This window comes from Rubellimicrobium rubrum (assembly GCF_006152115.1).
GTDB classification, from domain to species: domain Bacteria; phylum Pseudomonadota; class Alphaproteobacteria; order Rhodobacterales; family Rhodobacteraceae; genus Rubellimicrobium; species Rubellimicrobium rubrum.
The window spans coordinates 235,582-254,532 of sequence record NZ_VDFU01000003.1 but is presented as its reverse complement, the minus strand read 5'-3'; the positions used below and the strand labels follow the sequence as shown (position 1 = coordinate 254,532).

General features: G+C 68.1%; 20 protein-coding genes. 8 read left to right on the top strand and 12 right to left on the bottom strand.

Features of this window, described 5'->3' with window-relative positions:
* Window positions 1-131 precede the first annotated feature (131 nt).
* Window positions 132-2,411, top strand: coding sequence for an NADP-dependent malic enzyme (locus FHG66_RS04330; RefSeq protein ID WP_139075453.1), 2,280 nt, complete (start codon window positions 132-134; stop codon window positions 2,409-2,411).
* 36 nt (window positions 2,412-2,447) lie between these two features.
* Here FHG66_RS04330 and FHG66_RS04325 read toward each other — a convergent pair whose 3' ends face one another.
* The 4 genes from FHG66_RS04325 to FHG66_RS04310 all read right to left on the bottom strand — a co-directional run bounded on the left by FHG66_RS04325 (window position 2,448) and on the right by FHG66_RS04310 (window position 4,713).
* Window positions 2,448-2,828: a curlin gene (locus FHG66_RS04325; RefSeq protein WP_139075452.1), complete on the bottom strand. Its 381-nt coding sequence runs from the start codon at window positions 2,826-2,828 to the stop codon at window positions 2,448-2,450.
* Window positions 2,829-2,853: 25 nt separating this feature from the next.
* Window positions 2,854-3,261 carry a curli-like amyloid fiber formation chaperone CsgH gene (csgH, locus tag FHG66_RS04320; protein WP_139075451.1) on the bottom strand — a complete coding sequence of 136 codons (408 nt, stop codon included), beginning with the start codon at window positions 3,259-3,261 and terminating at the stop codon, window positions 2,854-2,856.
* Window positions 3,262-3,320: 59 nt separating this feature from the next.
* Window positions 3,321-3,761, bottom strand: coding sequence for a hypothetical protein (locus tag FHG66_RS04315; protein ID WP_139075450.1), 441 nt, complete (start codon window positions 3,759-3,761; stop codon window positions 3,321-3,323).
* Window positions 3,762-3,948: 187 nt separating this feature from the next.
* Window positions 3,949-4,713, bottom strand: a complete 765-nt coding sequence (locus FHG66_RS04310) for an NAD kinase (protein WP_139075449.1) — start codon at window positions 4,711-4,713, stop codon at window positions 3,949-3,951.
* A gap of 162 nt (window positions 4,714-4,875) precedes the next feature.
* On the opposite strand from FHG66_RS04310, the gene glyA reads away from it, so the two are divergent.
* Window positions 4,876-6,159, top strand: a complete 1,284-nt coding sequence (gene glyA, locus FHG66_RS04305) for a serine hydroxymethyltransferase (RefSeq protein ID WP_139075448.1) — start codon at window positions 4,876-4,878, stop codon at window positions 6,157-6,159.
* On the opposite strand, the gene FHG66_RS04300 is transcribed toward glyA, so the two are convergent.
* Window positions 6,160-6,525: a hypothetical protein gene (locus FHG66_RS04300; RefSeq protein WP_139075447.1), complete on the bottom strand. Its 366-nt coding sequence runs from the start codon at window positions 6,523-6,525 to the stop codon at window positions 6,160-6,162.
* Window positions 6,526-6,602: 77 nt separating this feature from the next.
* Here FHG66_RS04300 and FHG66_RS04295 point away from each other — a divergent pair, with 77 nt between their 5' ends.
* Window positions 6,603-7,352 carry an alpha/beta fold hydrolase gene (locus tag FHG66_RS04295; RefSeq protein ID WP_139075446.1) on the top strand — a complete coding sequence of 250 codons (750 nt, stop codon included), beginning with the start codon at window positions 6,603-6,605 and terminating at the stop codon, window positions 7,350-7,352.
* A 25-nt stretch (window positions 7,353-7,377) separates the two neighbouring features.
* On the opposite strand, the gene FHG66_RS04290 is transcribed toward FHG66_RS04295, so the two are convergent.
* The 3 genes from FHG66_RS04290 to lepA all read right to left on the bottom strand — a co-directional run bounded on the left by FHG66_RS04290 (window position 7,378) and on the right by lepA (window position 11,270).
* A complete protein-coding gene (locus FHG66_RS04290) occupies window positions 7,378-7,878 on the bottom strand; it encodes a pyridoxamine 5'-phosphate oxidase family protein (protein WP_139075445.1) in 501 nt (166 codons plus the stop codon).
* A 657-nt stretch (window positions 7,879-8,535) separates the two neighbouring features.
* Complete coding sequence (locus FHG66_RS04285; protein ID WP_139075444.1) at window positions 8,536-9,429, bottom strand: DUF2971 domain-containing protein; 894 nt, start codon at window positions 9,427-9,429, stop codon at window positions 8,536-8,538.
* 41 nt (window positions 9,430-9,470) lie between these two features.
* A complete protein-coding gene (lepA, locus tag FHG66_RS04280) occupies window positions 9,471-11,270 on the bottom strand; it encodes a translation elongation factor 4 (RefSeq protein ID WP_139075443.1) in 1,800 nt (599 codons plus the stop codon).
* A 187-nt stretch (window positions 11,271-11,457) separates the two neighbouring features.
* Here lepA and FHG66_RS04275 point away from each other — a divergent pair, with 187 nt between their 5' ends.
* The gene (locus FHG66_RS04275) at window positions 11,458-11,769 is read left to right on the top strand and encodes an arginine transporter (RefSeq protein WP_342777476.1); all 312 of its coding nucleotides are present in this window, start codon (window positions 11,458-11,460) and stop codon (window positions 11,767-11,769) included.
* A gap of 7 nt (window positions 11,770-11,776) precedes the next feature.
* Here FHG66_RS04275 and FHG66_RS04270 read toward each other — a convergent pair whose 3' ends face one another.
* Window positions 11,777-12,376 (bottom strand): copper chaperone PCu(A)C, encoded by a 600-nt coding sequence (locus tag FHG66_RS04270; RefSeq protein ID WP_139075442.1) that lies wholly within the window; start codon window positions 12,374-12,376, stop codon window positions 11,777-11,779.
* Window positions 12,377-12,505: 129 nt separating this feature from the next.
* Here FHG66_RS04270 and FHG66_RS04265 point away from each other — a divergent pair, with 129 nt between their 5' ends.
* Window positions 12,506-13,444 carry a DMT family transporter gene (locus FHG66_RS04265; protein ID WP_246082450.1) on the top strand — a complete coding sequence of 313 codons (939 nt, stop codon included), beginning with the start codon at window positions 12,506-12,508 and terminating at the stop codon, window positions 13,442-13,444.
* Here FHG66_RS04265 and FHG66_RS04260 read toward each other — a convergent pair.
* On the bottom strand, window positions 13,365-14,051 hold the full coding sequence (locus FHG66_RS04260) for a thiamine diphosphokinase (protein WP_139075441.1): 687 nt from the start codon (window positions 14,049-14,051) through the stop codon (window positions 13,365-13,367). The two genes, FHG66_RS04265 and FHG66_RS04260, sit on opposite strands and share 80 nt — an antisense overlap.
* Before the next feature lie 135 nt (window positions 14,052-14,186).
* Here FHG66_RS04260 and FHG66_RS04255 point away from each other — a divergent pair, with 135 nt between their 5' ends.
* Window positions 14,187-15,083: a hypothetical protein gene (locus tag FHG66_RS04255; protein WP_139075440.1), complete on the top strand. Its 897-nt coding sequence runs from the start codon at window positions 14,187-14,189 to the stop codon at window positions 15,081-15,083.
* A gap of 30 nt (window positions 15,084-15,113) precedes the next feature.
* Here FHG66_RS04255 and FHG66_RS04250 read toward each other — a convergent pair whose 3' ends face one another.
* Together FHG66_RS04250 and FHG66_RS04245 are read right to left on the bottom strand one after the other, a co-directional pair.
* The gene (locus FHG66_RS04250) at window positions 15,114-15,353 is read right to left on the bottom strand and encodes a DUF2842 domain-containing protein (protein ID WP_139075439.1); all 240 of its coding nucleotides are present in this window, start codon (window positions 15,351-15,353) and stop codon (window positions 15,114-15,116) included.
* Window positions 15,354-15,357: 4 nt separating this feature from the next.
* Complete coding sequence (locus FHG66_RS04245; RefSeq protein ID WP_139075438.1) at window positions 15,358-16,647, bottom strand: adenylosuccinate synthase; 1,290 nt, start codon at window positions 16,645-16,647, stop codon at window positions 15,358-15,360.
* A 135-nt stretch (window positions 16,648-16,782) separates the two neighbouring features.
* On the opposite strand from FHG66_RS04245, the gene secG reads away from it, so the two are divergent.
* Together secG and FHG66_RS04235 are read left to right on the top strand one after the other, a co-directional pair.
* Window positions 16,783-17,172: a preprotein translocase subunit SecG gene (gene secG / locus FHG66_RS04240; RefSeq protein WP_139075437.1), complete on the top strand. Its 390-nt coding sequence runs from the start codon at window positions 16,783-16,785 to the stop codon at window positions 17,170-17,172.
* 120 nt (window positions 17,173-17,292) lie between these two features.
* On the top strand, window positions 17,293-18,936 hold the full coding sequence (locus FHG66_RS04235; RefSeq protein ID WP_139075436.1) for a CTP synthase: 1,644 nt from the start codon (window positions 17,293-17,295) through the stop codon (window positions 18,934-18,936).
* The last annotated feature ends 15 nt before the right edge of the window (window positions 18,937-18,951 follow it).

Here is an 18,951-nt window from a genome sequence, read left to right as displayed (position 1 = left end):
GGCGGCGCCCTCCCCGCTACATGACGGAGCGGATGTCGCTAGACAGCGCACCCGCGTCGCGCAGCCTTTGCAACCTGAGCCCCCCGTGCTTAAAGCGCTTCAACAAGAGCGCAAGGGCGGGAGCGACGGCGATGGCGGACGATGGCAAGGACAGCCTGCGGCAGGCCGCGCTTGATTATCACCAGTTCCCGAAACCCGGAAAGCTCGAGGTCCGGGCGACCAAGCCCTTGGCGAACGGTCGGGACCTCGCCCGCGCTTATTCGCCCGGCGTGGCCGAGGCCTGCCTGGAGATCAAGGCCAACCCCGACACCGCCCGCGACTACACCTCGCGCGGGAACCTCGTGGCCGTGGTGTCCAACGGCACCGCCGTGCTGGGCCTGGGCAACATCGGCGCACTGGCCTCGAAGCCCGTGATGGAAGGCAAGGCCGTCCTGTTCAAGAAGTTCGCCAACATCGACTGCTTCGACATCGAGTTGAACGAGGCCGACCCCGAACGGCTTGCTGACATCGTGTGCGCGCTGGAGCCCACCTTTGGGGCCATCAACCTTGAGGACATCAAAGCCCCCGACTGCTTCACGGTCGAACGGATCTGCCGCGAGCGGATGAACATCCCGGTGTTCCACGACGACCAGCACGGCACGGCCATCGTCGTGGGCGCGGCCACGACCAACGCGCTGCGGGTCGTGGGCAAGGACTGGGCCGAGATCAAGGTCGTGTCCACGGGCGGCGGCGCGGCGGGGATCGCCTGCCTCGACATGCTGGTCAAGCTGGGCGTGCGGCGCGAGAACATCTGGCTCTGCGACCTCGCCGGGCTGGTCTACGAGGGTCGCGAGGCCGAGATGACTCCGCAGAAGGCCGCCTTCGCCCAAGGCACCACTCCCGCGACCCTGGCCGACGTGATCGAAGGCGCGGACATGTTCCTGGGGCTGTCCGGCCCGAACGTGCTGAAACCCGAGATGGTGGCCCGGATGGCCGAGCGCCCGATCATCTTCGCGCTTGCCAATCCGTCGCCCGAGATCATGCCCGACGCCGCCCGGGAGGCCGCGCCCGGTGCGGTGATCGCGACGGGACGGTCGGACTTTCCCAATCAGGTCAACAACGTCCTCTGCTTTCCGTTCATCTTTCGCGGCGCGCTGGATGTGGGCGCGACCCAGATTAACGATGCGATGAAGCTTGCGTGCATCGAGGGGATCGCAGAGCTCGCGCGCGCCACGACCAGCGCCGAGGCCGCCGCCGCCTACCACGGGGAGGAGATGACCTTTGGCCCCGACTATCTGATCCCCAAGCCCTTCGACCCCCGCCTGATGGGCGTGGTCGCGACCGCCGTGGCCCGCGCCGCCATGGAGTCGGGCGTGGCCACGCGGCCCATTGCCGACCTCAAGGGCTACAAGGACCAGCTCGACGGGTCGGTCTTCCGGTCGGCCCTGATCATGCGGCCCGTGTTCGAGGCCAGCCGCCACGCCGCCCGCCGCATCGTCTTCGCGGAAGGCGAGGACGAGCGGGTCCTGCGCACGGCCGCGGCGATGCTGGAGGAAACCGACGACAAGCCCATCCTGATCGGCCGCCCCGAGGTCGTCGATGTCCGCTGCCGTCGCCTGGGCCTGCCCATCCGCCCCGACCGCGACTTCGAGCTGGTGAACCCTGAATCCGATGCGCGCTACCGCGACTACTGGGGCACCTACCACGAGCTGATGGCCCGGCGTGGCGTGACGCCCGACACCGCCCGCGCGATCATGCGGACGAACAGCACCGCCATCGGCGCCGTCATGGTCCATCGGGGCGAAGCCGAATCCCTCATCTGCGGGACGCTCGGGCAGTATCTCTGGCACCTGACCTATGTGCGGCAGGTGCTTGCGCGCGGGGGGTTGCGGCCCCAGGGGGCGCTGTCCCTGATGATCCTGGACGATGGCCCGCTGTTCATCGCGGACACCCAGGTGCATCCCGATCCGACGCCCGAGCAGGTGGTCGAGGCCACGATCGGCGCGGCCCGGCACGCCCGGCGCTTTGGCGTGATGCCCAAGGTGGCGCTCTGCTCGCAAAGCCAGTTCGGCAACCTCGAGACGGCGTCGGGCCTCAAGATGCGCGCCGCGATGGACCTGCTGGCCCAGCGCGAGCCCGACTTCGCCTATGAGGGCGAGATGACGGTGGATGCCGCGCTGGACCCCGAGTTGCGCGAACGGCTGTTTCCCGGCAACCGGCTCGAGGGCGTGGCCAACATCTTGATCTTTGCAGGGACCGACACCGCCTCGGGCGTGCGCAACATCCTCAAGATGAAGGCGCGCGCGCTGGAGGTGGGACCGATCCTCATGGGCATGGGCAACCGGGCGCATATCGTCACGCCCTCCATCACCGCGCGCGGGCTTCTCAACATGAGCGCCATCGCGGGGACGCCGGTCCAGCACTACAGCTAGGCCCGGCGCGCGGTCCTGGCGCTGCCCGGGGCCGGGTCACCAGCCGTACTGGAGCGTGACGCCCACCTCGTCCCCGTCCTGCTCCACCTCGGCCTCCGTTTCGCGGCCGGCCTGGAGGATGGCGTGGGCGTTGCCGTCCCCCTTCTGCTTTAGGCGCGCGTCGTGGTCGTCGCCGCGCTGCAAGATGGCGCCCCAGTTGCCCGAGCCGGATTGGGACAGGGCGGCACGGTTCTCTCGCCCCCATTGGCGGATCGTCCCACCCTCCCGGAGACGGCTTCGGAGGGAATGGAGCGCGAGCGCCCCACGAATTGCGTGGGCCTGCGCCTCTGTCCGTGGCGTCCAGGTGTGCGACAGGCTCTCGGCCTGGGCGCAGAGCGGCAGAGCGGCCAAGGCGAAGATGGCAATGACACGGCGCATGGCGAAGGTTCCTCCGTGGATCGGGTCAGCCCTGCTGGACGGGGCAGGTCACGGTCCGCCCTCGGGTCGTGATGGTCATCGCGGTCTCGAGGTCCGCCAGTCGGCCGGGCACGCTGGCCTGACCCAGGACATCCGAGGCTCCCGCAGGGATCAGCAGGTCGCCGGACTGGTCGATCGACACGCCGGGCCCACGGACCGTCAGATCGTAGGTGCCCGATACGGCATCGCGGGCGTCGATCCGTCCTTCGAGGGCAAGGTTCCCGCCTTGCTGCCGCGCCACCAAGGCGCAGGCGAAGGGGAGAGGCGTGGCGGTGCCGATCACCGGCGGGATATTGGGGCCGCCCCGGGCCGGACCGGGACCGCCCATGGCCATCGCGCAGGCCGTGAGGACCAGAGCCGCAAGGGCCATCAGGAGCGGGGATCGCGTGGTCATGGAACATCCTCCGGGAAAGGGACGCGCACCGGGGCGCGCGTCCGGTTGTTTGTGAGCGATCAGTCCTGAACGATCACGGCCACGTTGCCGCGCCCGTACTGCCGGGCTTCGGCGTGCCCGTTGCGGCCCGTCTGGATCACGCCAAGCGCGTTGCAGCGCCCCGCCTGGTCCACATCGACGTCGTTGCCCGATCCGAACTGCGCCACGCCCAGGACGTTGCAGCGGCCCGCCTGCGAGGTAGTCGAACGGTTGTAGGCTCCGGTCTGGCCCACCACGGTGCGGTTGCGCGCCCCGTCCTGGGTGGCGATGGTGGAGTTGCCGTAGCCCTCCTGCGTCACGGACAGGCGGTTGCGCGCCCCGCCCTGGCCCAGCCCGGCTTCGTTGCGCATGCCCCATTGGTCCAGCCGGACGACGTTGCCGCCGTCGGCCTGCGCCGGGACCGCCGAAAGGCCGAGCGAAAGGCCGAGCACCGCCGTGGCGAGAAGGGTCCTGATGGTCATATGGTGTCTCCCGTTCGGGCGTCGGTGCGCCCTGTTCGTTGCCTCGGCCCAAAGCGCGGGTCCGATGCAGCGAAAGAGGGGGCACGCTCCGGACTAGGCAAAAACATCACAGTGCTAGGGACTTTCGTCCCGCCGACGTTGAGTTGTTATCGACTAGCGGTCGGCTGCTTGGGCCAAGCCTGAGGGGTCAGGCGAACTGCTCGCGGATGAGCCGTTCATCGAGGCCATGGCCCGGATCGAAGAGGAGATGGTGGCGCACGGCGGGCTCGGAGGCGATCTCGACCCAGACCACATCCTGCACCGGACGGGAGTCCGCATCGGCCCGGACCGGGCGTTTCTGCGGCTCCACCACGTCGAAGCGAACGACGGCGTCCCTGGGGATCAGCGCCCCCCGCCACCGGCGCGGCCGGAACGGAGCGATGGCAGTCAGGGCCAGCACCTCAGCCCCGATGGGCAGCACGGGACCGTGCGCCGAGTAGTTGTAGGCCGTGGACCCGGCGGGCGTGGCGACCAGCGCCCCGTCGCAGACCAGTTCCTCCATCCGCACCTTGCCGTCCACCGAGACCCTAAGCTTGGCCGCCTGGGGACCGGCCCGGAGGAGCGACACCTCGTTGATGGCGAGGGCTTCCTCGATCCCGCCGCCGACGGGCGAGGCCCGCATCCGCAGGGGATTGATGACGGCCAGTTCGGCCTGGACAAGACGGTGGCGCAGCTCGCTTTCCCGGTAGGCGTTCATAAGGAAGCCCACGGTACCCCGGTTCATGCCATAGACCGGCGTCTCGCTCCGCTGCACGGCGTGGAGGGTCTGGAGCATGAAGCCGTCGCCGCCCAGCGCGACGACGACATCGGCGTTCTCAAGCGGGACTTGGCCATAGCGATTGGCGAGCCGGGCCTGAGCCTCGCGGGCCAGGGTCGCGTCGCTGGCCACGAAGCAGATGCGAAGCTCGGACATGGGCCGGGTGGTCCCTGAGGTTTCCCCGAGGTTGTCCGCCGCCACGATACGAAACGCAAGCGCCGCATCGGGGCCGCGAGAGGTCGCCCCCGCGTCGTTTTGCGTCTCGCCCGCGTCGCGGCGGACGGCTAAGAGGACGCAACCCGCCCGAAAGGATGCTTGATGCTGGACCAAGGCTTCTTCGACACGTCCCTGTCCGCCCGCGACCCCGAGATCGCCGCCGCCATCGCGCAGGAACTCGGTCGTCAGCGCCACGAGATCGAGCTCATCGCGAGCGAGAACATCGTGTCGCGCGCCGTGCTCGAGGCGCAGGGTTCGGTGATGACCAACAAATACGCCGAAGGCTATCCGGGCAAGCGCTACTACGGCGGCTGCCAGTTCGTGGATATCGCCGAGACGCTGGCCATCGAACGGGCCAAGGCGCTGTTCGGCTGCGGCTTCGCCAACGTGCAGCCCAACTCCGGCAGCCAGGCGAACCAGGGGGTCTACACCGCTCTCCTGCGGCCGGGCGACACCATCCTGGGCATGAGCCTTGATGCCGGCGGCCACCTGACGCACGGGGCCAAGCCCAACCAGTCTGGCAAGTGGTTCAACGCGATCCAGTACGGCGTGCGCCGGCAGGACAGTCTGCTCGATTATGAGCAGGTGGCGGCCCTTGCCAGCGAGCACCGGCCCAAGGCGATCATCGCGGGCGGCTCGGCCATCCCGCGCGTCATCGACTTTGCCCGGATGCGCGAGATCGCGGATTCGGTGGGCGCGTACCTGATCGTCGACATGGCGCATTTCGCGGGCCTTGTCGCTGCGGGGCTGTACCCGTCGCCCTTCCCGCACGCGCATGTCGCGACGACGACCACGCACAAGACGCTGCGCGGCCCGCGTGGCGGGATGATCCTGACGAACGACGAGGAGATTGCCAAGAAGGTCAACTCGGCCATCTTTCCCGGCATCCAGGGCGGCCCTCTGATGCACGTCATCGCCGCCAAGGCCGTAGCCTTTGGCGAGGCGCTGGAGCCGTCGTTCAAGGAGTACCAGAAGCAGGTGGTCCTGAACGCCCAGGCGCTGGCCGACGAGCTGATGAAGGGCGGGCTTGATATCGTCACTGGCGGGACCGACACCCACCTGATGCTGGTGGACCTGCGGCCCAAGGGCGTGAAGGGCAATGCGACCGAACAGGCGCTGGGCCGCGCCCACATCACCTGCAACAAGAACGGCGTCCCCTTTGACCCCGAGAAGCCGACCGTGACGAGCGGTGTCCGCCTGGGCTCTCCGGCGGCCACCACGCGCGGCTTTGGCGAGGACGAGTTCCGGCAGGTCGGCCGCTGGATCATCGAGGTGGTGGACGGGCTCAAGGCCACGGACCTGCAAGGCGACCCCGCGATCGAGGGGAAGGTCAAGGCCGAGGTCGAGGCGCTTTGCCAGCGCTTCCCGATCTATCCGGGGCTCTGATCACACATAGCCCCGCCACCAGAGCACGGTTACGACCAGCGCGAAGGTGACGAGGATGTAGAACCCGACCGCCGCCAGCCTGTCCTGGCGGCGGTCGCGTCTTTGACGGACCGGGTCAATGGTGCTCAGATGCCGGGCTAGCCGCGCTTCGGCCCGGTGGACCTCGGCAGGGTCGATGAGGCGGGACAGGCGCGGGTGACGCGTCAGGGGCTCGGCGCGGGCCAGCACGGCGGCGTCCCTCCGCAGCCGTCTGGGCAGGCGCCGTCCGGCCCGGCGGATCTGGCGCGAGAGGTCGCCTGGCCCGACGCCCAGCTTTTCCGCCAGGAGCGAACGGAGAGCGGCCAAGCGGGCGGGCAGATCGGTCATGGCGCCAGGATCGGCTCCGGCGCGTTCGGGCGCAAGTCCTCTGGAGCGGGGGACGGCCCGAGGCTAGATGGGGGGCTATGCTCAATGTCATCCGCCACGGCGCCCCGACCGACCGCCCCGCCCTTCTCATCGCGCATGGCCTGTTCGGGTCGGCGCGGAACTGGGGGGTGATCGCCCGGCGCCTGTCGGACGGGCGCGCGGTGCTGGCCGTGGATATGCGGAACCATGGGCAGAGCGCCCATGATCCGCTGCACGACTATCCGGCGATGGCTGCGGATCTGGCGCAGGTCATCGAGGCCGAGGGTCAGCCCATGGACGTCATGGGGCATTCGATGGGCGGGAAGGCGGCGATGGTGCTGGCGCTGTCCCGGCCCGAGCTGGTGCGCAAGCTTGTCGTGCTCGACATCGCTCCGGTGGCGTATGGGCACACGCAGCAGCCGCAGATCGACGCGATGCGGCGGGTTGACCTGGGCACGGTGGGATCACGGGGAGAGGCGGAGGCGCAGATGCAGGCCGATCCGGCCATCGCGCCGTTCCTGCTCCAAAGCCTCGATCTGTCGGAGCGGCGCTGGCGGCTCAACCTCGATGCGCTGGAGGCGGCGATGGAGGCGGTGATCGGCTTTCCCGAGGTCGAGGGGCGGTTCGACGGCCCGGTCCTGTTCCTGTCGGGGGAGGAGTCGACCTATGTGCTGCCCGAGCATCGGGCGCGGATCAAGGCGCTGTTCCCCCATGCCCGCTTTGCGCGGGTGAAGGGCGCGGGCCACTGGGTCCATGCCGACCGCCCCCGCGAGGTGGAGGCGGCCGTGCGGGTGTTCCTGGACGCCTGAGCCGGCCCGGCGCCCAAGGGCGCGATCAGCGCAGGGAAACCTCGGCCACGTTGTCCTGGTAGTCCTTCTTGGGGTCGCGGCCCAGGATCGACAGGAAGCCCGCGACCAGCGAGGAGCCGTCCTTCCAGATCTTGGCGTGGGTCACGTCCATCCGCAGCAAGGCGAGCTTGGGGTCGTCCTTGCCGTTTTCGTACCAGGCGGCGGCGTGGGGGTTCCAGAGCGCGTCGATCATGGCCTTGTTGTTGTCCACCTGGAGCGTGCCGGACACCGTGGCCCAGACGTCGTGGCCCTTGGACACGAAATGGAAGCTCGCGTCCTTGGCGCCCTGGCCCAGATGCTCCACGAGGTCGGATTCGGTGTTGCCGAAGAACCAGATGGGGCCCTGGTTCTCATCGCCTTCGATCTGGGCGGTCATGGGGCGGGATTCGATCTCGCTCCCGAGGCCGAGCATCACGGTCATGTCCTTGCGCAGGGCGGCCCAGAACCGGGCCTCGATCTCGGCGTCCTTCTGGGGGTCGTCGGTCATGGGTGTTCTCCTTCGAATGTCGGCAGGGGAACGAGCGGGGCGAAGGGTGGTTCCCGGGCCGTCACCCCTGCCATGGGGTCGCGCGCCGGGGCCGCGCCGGGATGCCAGCCCACGGCGCGGAGGTCGCGTGTTCGACGCGCGGCGGCTGGGGGGTTGTCCCAGTGGTGCCCTCCCCTCGGGCCCCGCAAATAGGGGTGCGGTGTCTCAGCACGGCCCCGGAAGGGACCCGACCATGCCCGGGGGTGCTAGCGGGCGGCGCGGGACGGGGCTTGAACGGTCGGGTACCGGAAATCGGAGAGCGGCCGGCCGTTCATCAAGCCGCTTCCGGAGGCATCGGAGATGGGCGGGAGGATAGGGGGCGGGGGTTAAGGGGGCGTGGGAGCGGCGGGCGGTGGGGGTGATTAAGACGCGGTTCACCTTGGCGGTGAAGGCTGAGTGTGAACCCGTGGCGCAGGCCTCAGCCCGGCACCCCGATAGATGAGGTTCTTGTATCGAGGCATGGCGGAGTGAACCCCGCAATGCGCTTTTACATTGGTCCACCACGCGATCAACGCGGGTCGGTATTGCCGGAGAGCAGTCTGTAGGGCGCGCTGGCGCGCACCACCATCAGCGTGGGAAAGGTGAAGCGCTGCCGCACACCCACGCTAGCTACGGTTCTCACACACTAAACGGCCGAGCCGACAGCACTTGTGGCTGGAACTCAGGATCAAGCTCTGCTCCGGGCAAAGGCGGTGAAGTAAGTAGACGATAGTTATGGGAACTCAGCGACATATGGTGCACTCGCACATGACGATATCTTGGGTCGTCGGCAATGAAGCTAGTCAACTCTTGATAGTTCTCAGGCAGCATCTGAACACCAGTGAAAACAGCGGTGACAGCCTCAGGCGGAAGCGAGAAAAGGCAAATTGGATAACGTCCACCATTGTCAAAAACATCAGAGGCTTCATTCAGCGGCCGAATTAGACGCCACTCCTGTTCATAAGACCAAGCGTTACTTTTCCTCAGGAATGCCGCCGGATGGTGAATAGTCGTAACTGAAAGGACCGGACGCGTGTCGGAGTACTCGACTGCGCTCAATCTAGGCAGGCTCTGTACTAGCTCCTCACCGTGAAAGAATGAGTGCGAAGAGTCCAATTCAACTACGAAGCCCGTATGATCTTGAGCGTAGTGAGCCCACATCAGAAGATTGTCATGAGTACTCGATAAGGAGAGCACCCCGAACTGGTCACCGAGCGCATTTTGAGCAAGTTGGTTGTTATCGACGGAGTAAGCTGCACCAGCAGAAGGGTCGCTTGTTTGAAGTTCAATCAGAGTTGGTAACGCGAACTCAAATATTGTCTTAAGAATGTCCGGAGTTAGAAGCCGTCCTCCTGTTGGGAGTCCGCGTTCGTCGAAGGCTAAGGGCAACTGTTCGATGTCATCCCGAGATAGTAGTTGGAAGCTGGGACGCAGGTCGAACGGATCGTTGAAGCACTGCGGCTGCGTTAGCCGAATACGCATTCCCTGCAGCACGTCGATTCTGGGAAACGAAAGATATTTGTACAGTTTCATCTATTCGCCCCCCGGAAGAGGCCAAAAACATACTGAAGGCATCACCCATCCATCTTCAGCGCCGAGATAAACGCCTCCTGCGGGATATCGACCTTCCCGAACTGCCGCATCTTCTTCTTGCCCGCCTTCTGCTTGTCGAGAAGCTTGCGCTTCCGCGTCGCGTCGCCGCCATAGCATTTGGCGGTCACGTCCTTGCGGAGCGCCGACAGCGTCTCGCGGGCTATGACCTTGCCGCCGATGGCGGCCTGGATCGGGATCTTGAACATGTGGCGGGGGATCAGGTCCTTGAGCTTCTCGACCATCGCGCGGCCCCGCATCTCGGCCCGGTCGCGGTGGACCATCATGGACAGGGCGTCCACGGGTTCGTCGTTCACCAGGATCGACATCTTGACGAGGGCGTCCTCGCGGTAGCCGGTGATCTGGTAGTCGAAGCTCGCGTAGCCGGTCGTCACCGACTTGAGGCGGTCGTAGAAGTCGAAGACCACCTCGTTCAGGGGGAGGTCATAGACGGCCATGGCGCGGGTGCCGGCATAGCTGAGGTCGAGCTGGATGCCGCGGCGGTCCTGGCAGAGCTTGAGCACGGCGCCCAGGTATTCGTCGGGCACAAGGATCGTGGCCTTGATGCGCGGCTCCTCCAGGTGGTCCACCAGGGTGAGGTCGGGCATGTCGGCGGGGTTGTGCAGTTCCGTCATCGTGCCGTCGCGCATGTAGAGGTGGTAAACCACGGAGGGCGCGGTGGTGATGAGGTCGATGTCGTATTCGCGTTCGAGCCGGTCCCGGATCACCTCCAGGTGGAGGAGGCCCAGGAAGCCGCAGCGGAAGCCGAAGCCGAGGGCGGCCGAGGTTTCCATCTCGTAGGTGAAGGAGGCGTCGTTGAGGGCGAGCTTTTCGATGGCGTCGCGCAGATCCTCGAAGTCGGCGGCGTCCACGGGGAAGAGGCCGCAGAACACCACGGGCTGCGCGGGCTTGAAGCCGGGCAACGCCTCGGTCGCGCCCTTGCGTTCGTGGGTGATGGTGTCGCCCACGCGGGTGTCGCGGACCTGCTTGATCTGGGCGGTGAGCACGCCGATCTCGCCCGGGCCGAGTTCGGGGATGGAGACCATCTGGGGGCGCAGGACGGCGAGCGTGTCCACGGGATAGACGGCGTTGGTCTGCATCATGCGGATGCGGTCGCCGCGCTTGAGGACGCCGTCCATGACGCGGACCATGACCACCACGCCGAGATAGGCGTCGTACCACGAATCCACCAGCATCGCCTTGAGCGGCGCGTCCCGGTCGCCCTTGGGCGCGGGAAGGCGGTGGACGATGGCCTCGAGCACGTCGGGGATGCCCAGGCCGGACTTGGCCGAGATCATCACGGCGTCCGAGGCGTCGAGGCCGATCACGTCCTCGATCTGGCGGGCGACGCGCTCGGGCTCGGCGGCGGGGAGGTCGATCTTGTTGAGGACGGGCACGATCTCGTGGCCCGCGTCGAGCGCCTGGTAGACGTTGGCCAGCGTCTGCGCCTCGACCCCCTGGGAGGCGTCCACGACGAGGAGCGAGCCTTCGACCGCGCGCATGGAACGGCTGACCTCGTAGGCGAAGTCCACGTGGCCGGGCGTGTCGATCAGGTTCAGGACGTATTGCTGGCCGTCCTTGGCCTTGTAGTCGATGCGGACGGTGTTCGCCTTGATGGTGATCCCGCGCTCGCGTTCGATGTCCATCGAGTCGAGCAACTGCTCCTTCATGTCGCGGTCGGCGACCGTCCCGGTCGACTGGATCAGCCGGTCGGCGAGAGTGGATTTGCCGTGGTCGATATGAGCCACGATGGAGAAGTTGCGGATGCGGGACAGATCGGTCATGGGCGCACGCTATGGGGGCGTTTGGGGAACGCGTCAATGCGCTCTGGTGTCCCTGCGCCCGCCCGCGTGGTCGCGCCTTCGTGAGGTCGCGGGGGTCGCGGTTCCGGGGCGCCGCGGGAGCGTGAATTGCGCTTGGGCGCGGGGGCGGTCATGATGGCCGGCGGGCAGAACACGAAGAGGCAGGGACGTGCGGAGATTCGGGCTGTGCGCGGCGCTGGGCGCGCTCTGGGTGATGGGCGGCTGCGGCGGCGGCGTGTCGGGCGAGATCGGCCAGGCCTGCATGGCGGGAGGGCGCAATGCGGCGAACCCGCAGCTTTGCTCCTGCATCCAGGGGGTGGCGAACCAGTCGCTGTCGGGCGCGGACCAGCGGCGGGCGGCCCGGCTGTTCAGCGACCCGGACGAGGCGCAGAGCACCCGCGTCTCGGACCGCGCCGGGGACGAGGCCTTCTGGGCGCGCTACCGCGCCTTTGCCAACCGCGCCGAGGCGATCTGCCGCTAGGCCTGCGTCAGCCGCCCTGCCCGTCCGTGTGCTGATGGTCGGCGTGGCCATGCGCCGCCCCGCCGCCGTCCGTGGTGCCGTGGTCCATGGCCCCGTGATCCATCGCATCGTGGTCCATGGTGCCGTGGTCCATCGCGTCATGATCCATGGCGGGATCGCCCTCTGCATCCTCGGTGAGGCGGCTGAGGTCCACGATCGCCTCGACCGGGACGTCTCCGGCCTTTTCGAAGGTCAGGGTGATGGGGACGGTGTCGCCGTCCTCGAAGGAATCGGTGATGCCCAGGAACATGAGGTGCGGCCCGCCGCGATTGAGCAGCAGCACGCTGCCCGGCCGCAGTTCGAGTCCCTCCTCGACGTGGCGCATGCGGATGACGCCGTTCTCTTCGAGGTTCTCGTGGATCTCCACCCGGTCGGCGGCGGGCGATGAGGCCCCGATCAGCCGGTCGGCGGCGGAGGCGTGATTATGGATGAGCATATAGGCCGAGCCGGTGGGCGCGCCCGGGATGGCGGTGATCGCGTAAGCATCGTGGACGCCGATGTCCTGCGCCAGGACCGGCGCGGCAGAGAGCGCCAGGGCAGCCAAGGCGGAGCGGAACATGAAGCGCATCGGGGGTATCCTTCGGGAGCGTCGTTCGGCGGCGGGCTAGCATGTGCGCATGCCGCGCACCATGCGGCACCCTGGCCCTGCCCCCTTGCCGCTGCTAGGAGCGGCGTACACTGAGCCCGGACCTCGATCATGACCGACCGCATCCTGACCGGCGTGGCCCTGATGCTGGGCTTTGTGGTCACCGCCCCGCTGATCGACGTGGCCTCCAAGCTTGCGGCGCAGACCTTGCCCGTAGGGCAGGTCACGGCGGCGCGCTTCGTGGTGCAGGGGGCCTTGATGCTGCCGTTGGCGGCGCTGGGCGGGCACGGGCTGGGGCTGCCCCTGCGGCTGGTCGGGCCCGTTGCCTTGCGCGGTCTGTGCCTGGTGGTGTCCACCTTTGCCTTCGTCTCGGCCATCGACGTGATGCCGCTGGCGGATGCCCTAGCCATCGTCTTTGTCATGCCGTTCGTGCTGCTGATCCTGGGGCGGCTCGTGTTCGGGGACGCTGTGGGGCCGCGCCGGATCGCGGCCTGCGCGGTGGGCTTCGGGGGGTGCCTCCTGGTGATCCAGCCCAGTCTGGCGGCCTTTGGGTTCGTGGCGCTGTGGCCGCTGGCGACGGCGCTGAGCTTTGCCTTCTACATGCTGATCACGCGCGGCTTGTCGCCCCGGATGCACCCGGTTCCGATGCAGTTGCACACCTCGGTCCTCGCCTCCGCGATCTGCCTGCCGGTGCTGTGGTGGGCGGAGGGGAGCGGGTCGCCGGAGTTCGACGCCGCATGGCCGCAGGGCTGGGCTTGGGCCTGGCTTTTGGGGGTGGGCGCGGCCTCGGCCGTATCGCACATGCTGATGACGGTGGCGCTGCGCTTTGCGCCCTCGGCCACGCTCGCGCCCCTGAACTACCTGGAGATCGTGACCTCGGTCGCGCTGGGCTACTTGGTATTCGGCGATTTCCCGAACGCGCTGACCTGGGTGGGGATCGGGGTGATCGTGGCCTCGGGCCTGTATGTCATCAACCGGGAGCGACTGGCCAGCGCGGCGCGCGGCGCAGAGGTTCCGCCACCAGAGGCAGCGTCGCACGCGGCAGGATGACCAGCATCCCCGGCGCGGCGGGACGGAGCCGGACCTCGCCCGTGGCCTGGTTCGAGGTGCCGATGCGCCGGTCGGGGGCAAAATCGAGGTGGTCGGTCGGCCAGCGCAGCCCCTGGGACGCGACACGGACCGCGCCGAAGGGGAACAGCGACACCAGCGTTCCCGCCGCAAGGGGCAGCAGGAGGTCCGGCGGGCAATGGAAGGCCAGCGTCTCGGAGCCCAGGAGGAGGCAGGGCCGGTCGGCGCGCAGCACGAGGCTGTGGAGCGCCGCAAGTTCGTGGTCGAGCCGCCCGCCCGAGAACCCCAGCGCCAGGATGAGCGGCGCGTCGATGTGGGTCAGCGCCTTGTCGAAGTCCGTGGTGTCCTGCTCGGCCACCGGGTGAAGGACCGCGGCAAAGGCCGCCGCCGCCTGCGGGCTCAGGCTGTCCATGTCGCCGATCACCGCCTGCGGAGTCAGGCCCAGGGCCAGCGCGGTGTCGGCGCCGCCATCGGCCACGGTGAGAATCGGGGCGAGCGAAAGGGCCAAAGTCATGTCTTCCGCACTGGCCCCTGCCCCACCGATCAGTGTAACCGGTGTCATGCTATGGACGATCACTTGCGAACTCATGCATTGTTTCCCTGAGCGGAGGGCCGCCATGAAACGGTCAATAAAGAACCCGCCCGGTTCTCCTGCGCGTTAAGCACCAACTCCAACTCCGCTGACAAGTTGTCAGTGCGGGAGCGCCAGAAAGCGAGCAATGGCATGGCCGACCCTTTCAAGAGTCTCCAAGTCACCTTCGGGGCGTTCTCCTGCCGCCTGGAGGGTTTCGACGACCCGGCGGCGGCGATGGTCGCGGTCGAGGAGCATCTTGGCCGTGCGGGAGAGGGCCTGACCTTGGCGGAAGGACGCAGCCGCCTCGACGGCAAGGCGCTGGCCTGCATCGCGAAGCGCGGTGGCGCGGCGCGCGTTGTCGTGGATGTGGACGGGACCGGGCTGGTCCTTCGGGCGACCAAAACGCCGGGCGCCGCTCCGACCGGACGGCGGCGGCTGCCGGCTCCGCCCCCCGACGACGATGCGGTGCTGGACCGAATCCTGTCGCAGGCCGACAGCCATCTGGCCGATCCCGAGTCAGCCCGTCGTCGCGACGCGATCGCCAGCCTCAAGGCCGCCGTGGCCGCCACCGAGGCCGAGCGCGTCCTGGGAGAGGCGAATGCCGGCGGGGTGGTGCGGCACGGTGTCTTCCGCAACGACCTGCGCGACGCCGTAGGGTCGCGACCCAGGGGCGGACCCTCCACGCCGCCTCCGCTTCGGCTCAAGGCGTCGCAGCGGGTGGATCACGGGCCGGAGCCGCTGGAGGAAGGCACCGGTTCGGAGCTCCAGCCCTTTGCCGACTTCGCGGACCGGGTGGGGGCCCGGAGCCTGCCCGACCTGCTGGAAGCCGCGGCGGCCTGGGCGGCCGGCACGGGGGGACGGGAGGCCTGCGACCCCCCGACCCTGATGACCCTGGCCGCGAGCCGGCTTTCCGGTACCCTTTCGCCGGAGGACGGGCTGGGCTGCATCAGTGCGTTGCTGCGCGAAGGCAAGCTGGCGCGCGAGGGGAACGGGTCCTACAGGCCCGGACCGCGAAGCCGGTTCCATCCGGGGAAACAGGCGCGATAGGGCGGCCGAGGGGGACCGGACGAGCCGGCGTCAGTCGACGCTCGGCTTGTCGGGGTCCTCACGCCCGACCCCCCGGAACAGGGCCCGGAAGGGCAGCGCCCAGAGCACCCCCAGCCCGACATACACGATGAGTTCGAGCCACAAGGGCGGGCGGCCGTAGAGACGCTCGAGCCAGTTCACCAGCGTCACCGAGACGACGATGTAGGCGGGAAGCCCGACCAGCAGGATCAGGTAGGCCCAGCGGCGGCGGGCGCGGTAGCTCAGGGCCATGCTGTCAATCCGAGAAGGGGTCGGTCACGAGGATGGTGTCCTCGCGCTCGGGGCTCGTGGAGACCAACGCGACGGGGCACTGGATCAGTTCCTCGATGCGGCGGACATACTTGATGGCCTGGGCGGGAAGCTCGGCCCAGGACCGCGCGCCGGCGGTGGACCCGGTCCAGCCCTCGACGGTCTCGTAGATGGGCTTGCAGCGGGCCTGGGCGTCGGCGGCGGTGGGCAGGTGGTCCAGCCGTTCGCCATCCAGGTCGTAGGCCACGCAGATCTTGAGCTCGGGCAGGCCGTCCAGCACGTCCATCTTGGTCAGCGCGATGCCGTTCACGCCCGACAGGGCGCAAGTCTGGCGCACGAGCACGGCGTCGAACCAGCCGCAGCGGCGGTTGCGGCCCGTGACGGTGCCGCGCTCGTGGCCGACGGTGCGCAGATGCTCTCCGATGTCGTCGTGCAGTTCGGCGGCGAAGGGACCCTCGCCCACACGGGTGGTGTAGGCCTTGACGATGCCCAGCACGAATCCCACCGCAGACGGGCCGACGCCGGTCCCGGTCGCGGCCTGCCCGGCCAGCGTCGTGGAGGAGGTCACGAAGGGATAGGTGCCGAAATCCACGTCGAGGAGCGAGCCTTGCGCGCCTTCGAACAGGATGCGCTTGCCGGCGCGGCGCGCCTCGTTGAGGAGCTTCCAGACGGGCGCGGCATAGGGGCGGAGCTTCGGCGCGATTTCCTGGAGCTGGGCGCGCAGCGCCTCGCCGTCCACCTCGGGCAGGCCCAGGCCACGGCGCAGCGCGTTGTGGTGGGTAAGCAGCCGCTCGATGCGCTGGACGACCGTCGCGGGGTCGAACAGGTCGGCCACGCGGATCGAGCGGCGACCGACCTTGTCCTCGTAGGCGGGGCCGATACCGCGCCCGGTAGTGCCGATCTTGGCGACCGCCGTGCTGCTTTCGCGGGCGCGGTCCAGTTCCCCGTGAAGCGGCAGGATCAGGGGCGTGTTCTCGGCGATCATGAGGTTGTCGGGGGTGATGCGGACGCCCTGCCCTTCGAGGCGGGCGATCTCCTCCAGCAGCGCCCAGGGGTCGAGCACCACGCCGTTGCCGATCACCGACAGCTTGCCGCGCACGATCCCGGACGGGAGGAGCGAAAGCTTGTAGACCTGGCCGCCGACGACGAGCGTGTGGCCCGCGTTGTGGCCGCCCTGGAACCGGGCGACGATGTCGGCCCGCTCGGAGAGCCAGTCGACGATCTTGCCCTTTCCTTCGTCGCCCCATTGCGCGCCCACGACGACGACGTTGGCCATGTCCGTTCCCCTTCATGCAAACCGCGCCCCCTATAGCGGTGCCGTGACCAGGGGGGAAGCCGTGCGGAGGACAGGCTTGCAGGCCCCGGAGAGTCCCTTTAGAAGCGCCCCGTTCCGCCCCTTGGGAAAAGCTCCATGGAAAACGTCGCCCTCGTGATCCTCCTGATCCTCGCCGTCGCGCTGATCGGGGTGGTGCTTCTCCAGCGCTCCGAAGGCGGCGGGCTGGGCATGGGCGGAGGCGGCGCGATGACCGGCCGCGCACAGGCCACCGCGCTGGGCCGGGCGACCTGGCTCATCGGCGGGGCCTTCATGGTGACCTCGGTCATCCTGACCATCATTGCGGCCGAGAAGTCGGCCAGTTCCTCGGTCGTGGACCAGATCAACGCGGGCGGCGCCGATGCCGCCGAGGACGAGGCCCCCACGTTGCCCGACCTGGGTGGCGGCAGCCTTCTGCCTCCGCCGGCCGGGACTGATGCGGGTACGGCCGCGCCGCAGGACGCGCCGCTGGTTCCCGCAGGCGACTGACGCTACGTCGAGCGTTCGCCGGTTGCGCAGGCGGGGCGCTTCCGATTAAGGGGAAACCCCGTGGCGGCGCGTCCCAGGGCGCGCCGATCCTGATTCCTTTTGCACACCACGGGGGCCTTGATGGCGCGCTACATCTTCATCACCGGCGGCGTGGTTTCGTCCCTGGGCAAGGGTCTGGCTTCGGCCGCGCTGGGCGCTCTCCTGCAGGCGCGCGGCTATACGGTGCGGCTCCGGAAGCTTGATCCCTACCTGAACGTCGATCCCGGGACGATGTCGCCCTTCGAGCATGGCGAAGTCTTCGTGACCGACGACGGGGCCGAGACCGACCTCGATCTGGGGCACTACGAGCGGTTCACGGGCGTCGCGGCGCGGCGGACGGATTCGGTGTCCTCGGGGCGGATCTATTCGACCGTGCTGGAGAAGGAGCGGCGGGGCGACTATCTGGGCAAGACGATCCAGGTGATCCCGCACGTCACCAACGAGATCAAGGACTTCCTTGCCGTGGGCGAGGACGAGGTCGACTTCATGCTGTGCGAGATCGGCGGCACGGTGGGTGACATCGAGGGTCTGCCCTTCTTTGAGGCCATCCGCCAGTTCACGCATGAACGCCCGCGTGGCCAGTGCATCCTGATGCACCTGACGCTTCTGCCTTATCTGGCGGCCTCGGGGGAGCTGAAGACCAAGCCCACGCAGCATTCGGTCAAGGAGCTGCAGTCCATCGGCCTTGCCCCCGATGTGCTCGTGTGCCGGTCCGAGCATCCGATCCCCGAGCGGGAGCGCGAAAAGATCGCGCTGTTCTGCAACGTCCGGAAAGAAGCGGTGATCGCCGCCTATGACCTCAAGTCCATCTACGAGGCGCCGCTGGCCTATCACAAGGAAGGGTTGGACCAGGCCGTTCTGGACGCCTTTGGCATCTCGCCCGCGCCCAAGCCGAACCTCGCGCGGTGGCTCGACGTCATGGACCGGCTCGAGAACCCCGAGGGCGAGGTGAAGGTCGCGGTCGTCGGCAAGTACACGCAGCTTGAAGACGCGTACAAATCCATCGCCGAGGCGCTGACTCATGGCGGCATGGCCAACCGCGTGCGCGTCAAGGCCGAGTGGGTGTCGAGCGAGCTGTTCGAGCGCGAGGACCCTGCCCCGTATCTGGAGGACTTCGACGCGATCCTCGTGCCCGGGGGTTTCGGCGAGCGCGGGACCGAAGGGATGATCGCCGCCGCGAAATACGCGCGCGAGCATCACATCCCCTATCTGGGCATCTGCCTGGGGATGCAGTTGGCCGTGATCGAGGCGTCGCGCAACGTGGCCAAGGTCGAGAACGCCGGATCGGAGGAGTTCGACCACGAGGCGGGGCACAAGCGCTTTACGCCCGTGGTATACCACCTGCGCGAATGGGTGCAGGGCAACCATGTGGTCGAGCGCAAGGTCACCGACGACAAGGGCGGCACCATGCGCCTTGGGGCCTATACGGCGCAACTGAAGCCGGGGTCGCTGGTGTCGGACGTCTACGGCGCACACGAGATCGAGGAGCGGCACCGCCACCGCTACGAGGTGGACACCGCCTTCCGCGAGAAGCTGGAGGAGTGCGGGCTTTGCTTCACGGGCATGAGCCCGGATGGCCGCCTGCCCGAGATCGTGGAATGGTCGGGGCATCCCTGGTTCATCGGCGTGCAGTTCCACCCCGAGCTGAAGTCCAAGCCCTTCCAGCCGCATCCGCTTTTCGCGGGGTTCGTGAAGGCGGCGGTGGGGTCGGCGCGGCTGGTCTGAGCCTGTCGCCGGGCC

Bases quoted from the DNA above. Each gene is read 5' to 3' on its own strand.
- FHG66_RS04260 (WP_139075441.1), bottom strand. From the start codon at position 14,051: ATGAGTTCGCAAGTGATCGTCCATAGCATGACACCGGTTACACTGATC.
- FHG66_RS04325 (WP_139075452.1), bottom strand. From the start codon at position 2,828: ATGCGCCGTGTCATTGCCATCTTCGCCTTGGCCGCTCTGCCGCTCTGC.
- lepA (WP_139075443.1), bottom strand. From the start codon at position 11,270: ATGACCGATCTGTCCCGCATCCGCAACTTCTCCATCGTGGCTCATATC.
- FHG66_RS04315 (WP_139075450.1), bottom strand. From the start codon at position 3,761: ATGACCATCAGGACCCTTCTCGCCACGGCGGTGCTCGGCCTTTCGCTC.
- FHG66_RS04310 (WP_139075449.1), bottom strand. From the start codon at position 4,713: ATGTCCGAGCTTCGCATCTGCTTCGTGGCCAGCGACGCGACCCTGGCC.
- FHG66_RS04290 (WP_139075445.1), bottom strand. From the start codon at position 7,878: ATGACCGACGACCCCCAGAAGGACGCCGAGATCGAGGCCCGGTTCTGG.
- FHG66_RS04245 (WP_139075438.1), bottom strand. From the start codon at position 16,647: ATGGCCAACGTCGTCGTCGTGGGCGCGCAATGGGGCGACGAAGGAAAG.
- FHG66_RS04295 (WP_139075446.1), top strand. From the start codon at position 6,603: ATGCTCAATGTCATCCGCCACGGCGCCCCGACCGACCGCCCCGCCCTT.
- FHG66_RS04265 (WP_246082450.1), top strand. From the start codon at position 12,506: ATGACCGACCGCATCCTGACCGGCGTGGCCCTGATGCTGGGCTTTGTG.
- glyA (WP_139075448.1), top strand. From the start codon at position 4,876: ATGCTGGACCAAGGCTTCTTCGACACGTCCCTGTCCGCCCGCGACCCC.
- FHG66_RS04255 (WP_139075440.1), top strand. From the start codon at position 14,187: ATGGCCGACCCTTTCAAGAGTCTCCAAGTCACCTTCGGGGCGTTCTCC.
- FHG66_RS04235 (WP_139075436.1), top strand. From the start codon at position 17,293: ATGGCGCGCTACATCTTCATCACCGGCGGCGTGGTTTCGTCCCTGGGC.
- FHG66_RS04330 (WP_139075453.1), top strand. From the start codon at position 132: ATGGCGGACGATGGCAAGGACAGCCTGCGGCAGGCCGCGCTTGATTAT.
- secG (WP_139075437.1), top strand. From the start codon at position 16,783: ATGGAAAACGTCGCCCTCGTGATCCTCCTGATCCTCGCCGTCGCGCTG.
- FHG66_RS04300 (WP_139075447.1), bottom strand. From the start codon at position 6,525: ATGACCGATCTGCCCGCCCGCTTGGCCGCTCTCCGTTCGCTCCTGGCG.
- FHG66_RS04270 (WP_139075442.1), bottom strand. From the start codon at position 12,376: ATGCGCTTCATGTTCCGCTCCGCCTTGGCTGCCCTGGCGCTCTCTGCC.
- FHG66_RS04250 (WP_139075439.1), bottom strand. From the start codon at position 15,353: ATGGCCCTGAGCTACCGCGCCCGCCGCCGCTGGGCCTACCTGATCCTG.
- FHG66_RS04285 (WP_139075444.1), bottom strand. From the start codon at position 9,429: ATGAAACTGTACAAATATCTTTCGTTTCCCAGAATCGACGTGCTGCAG.
- csgH (WP_139075451.1), bottom strand. From the start codon at position 3,261: ATGACCACGCGATCCCCGCTCCTGATGGCCCTTGCGGCTCTGGTCCTC.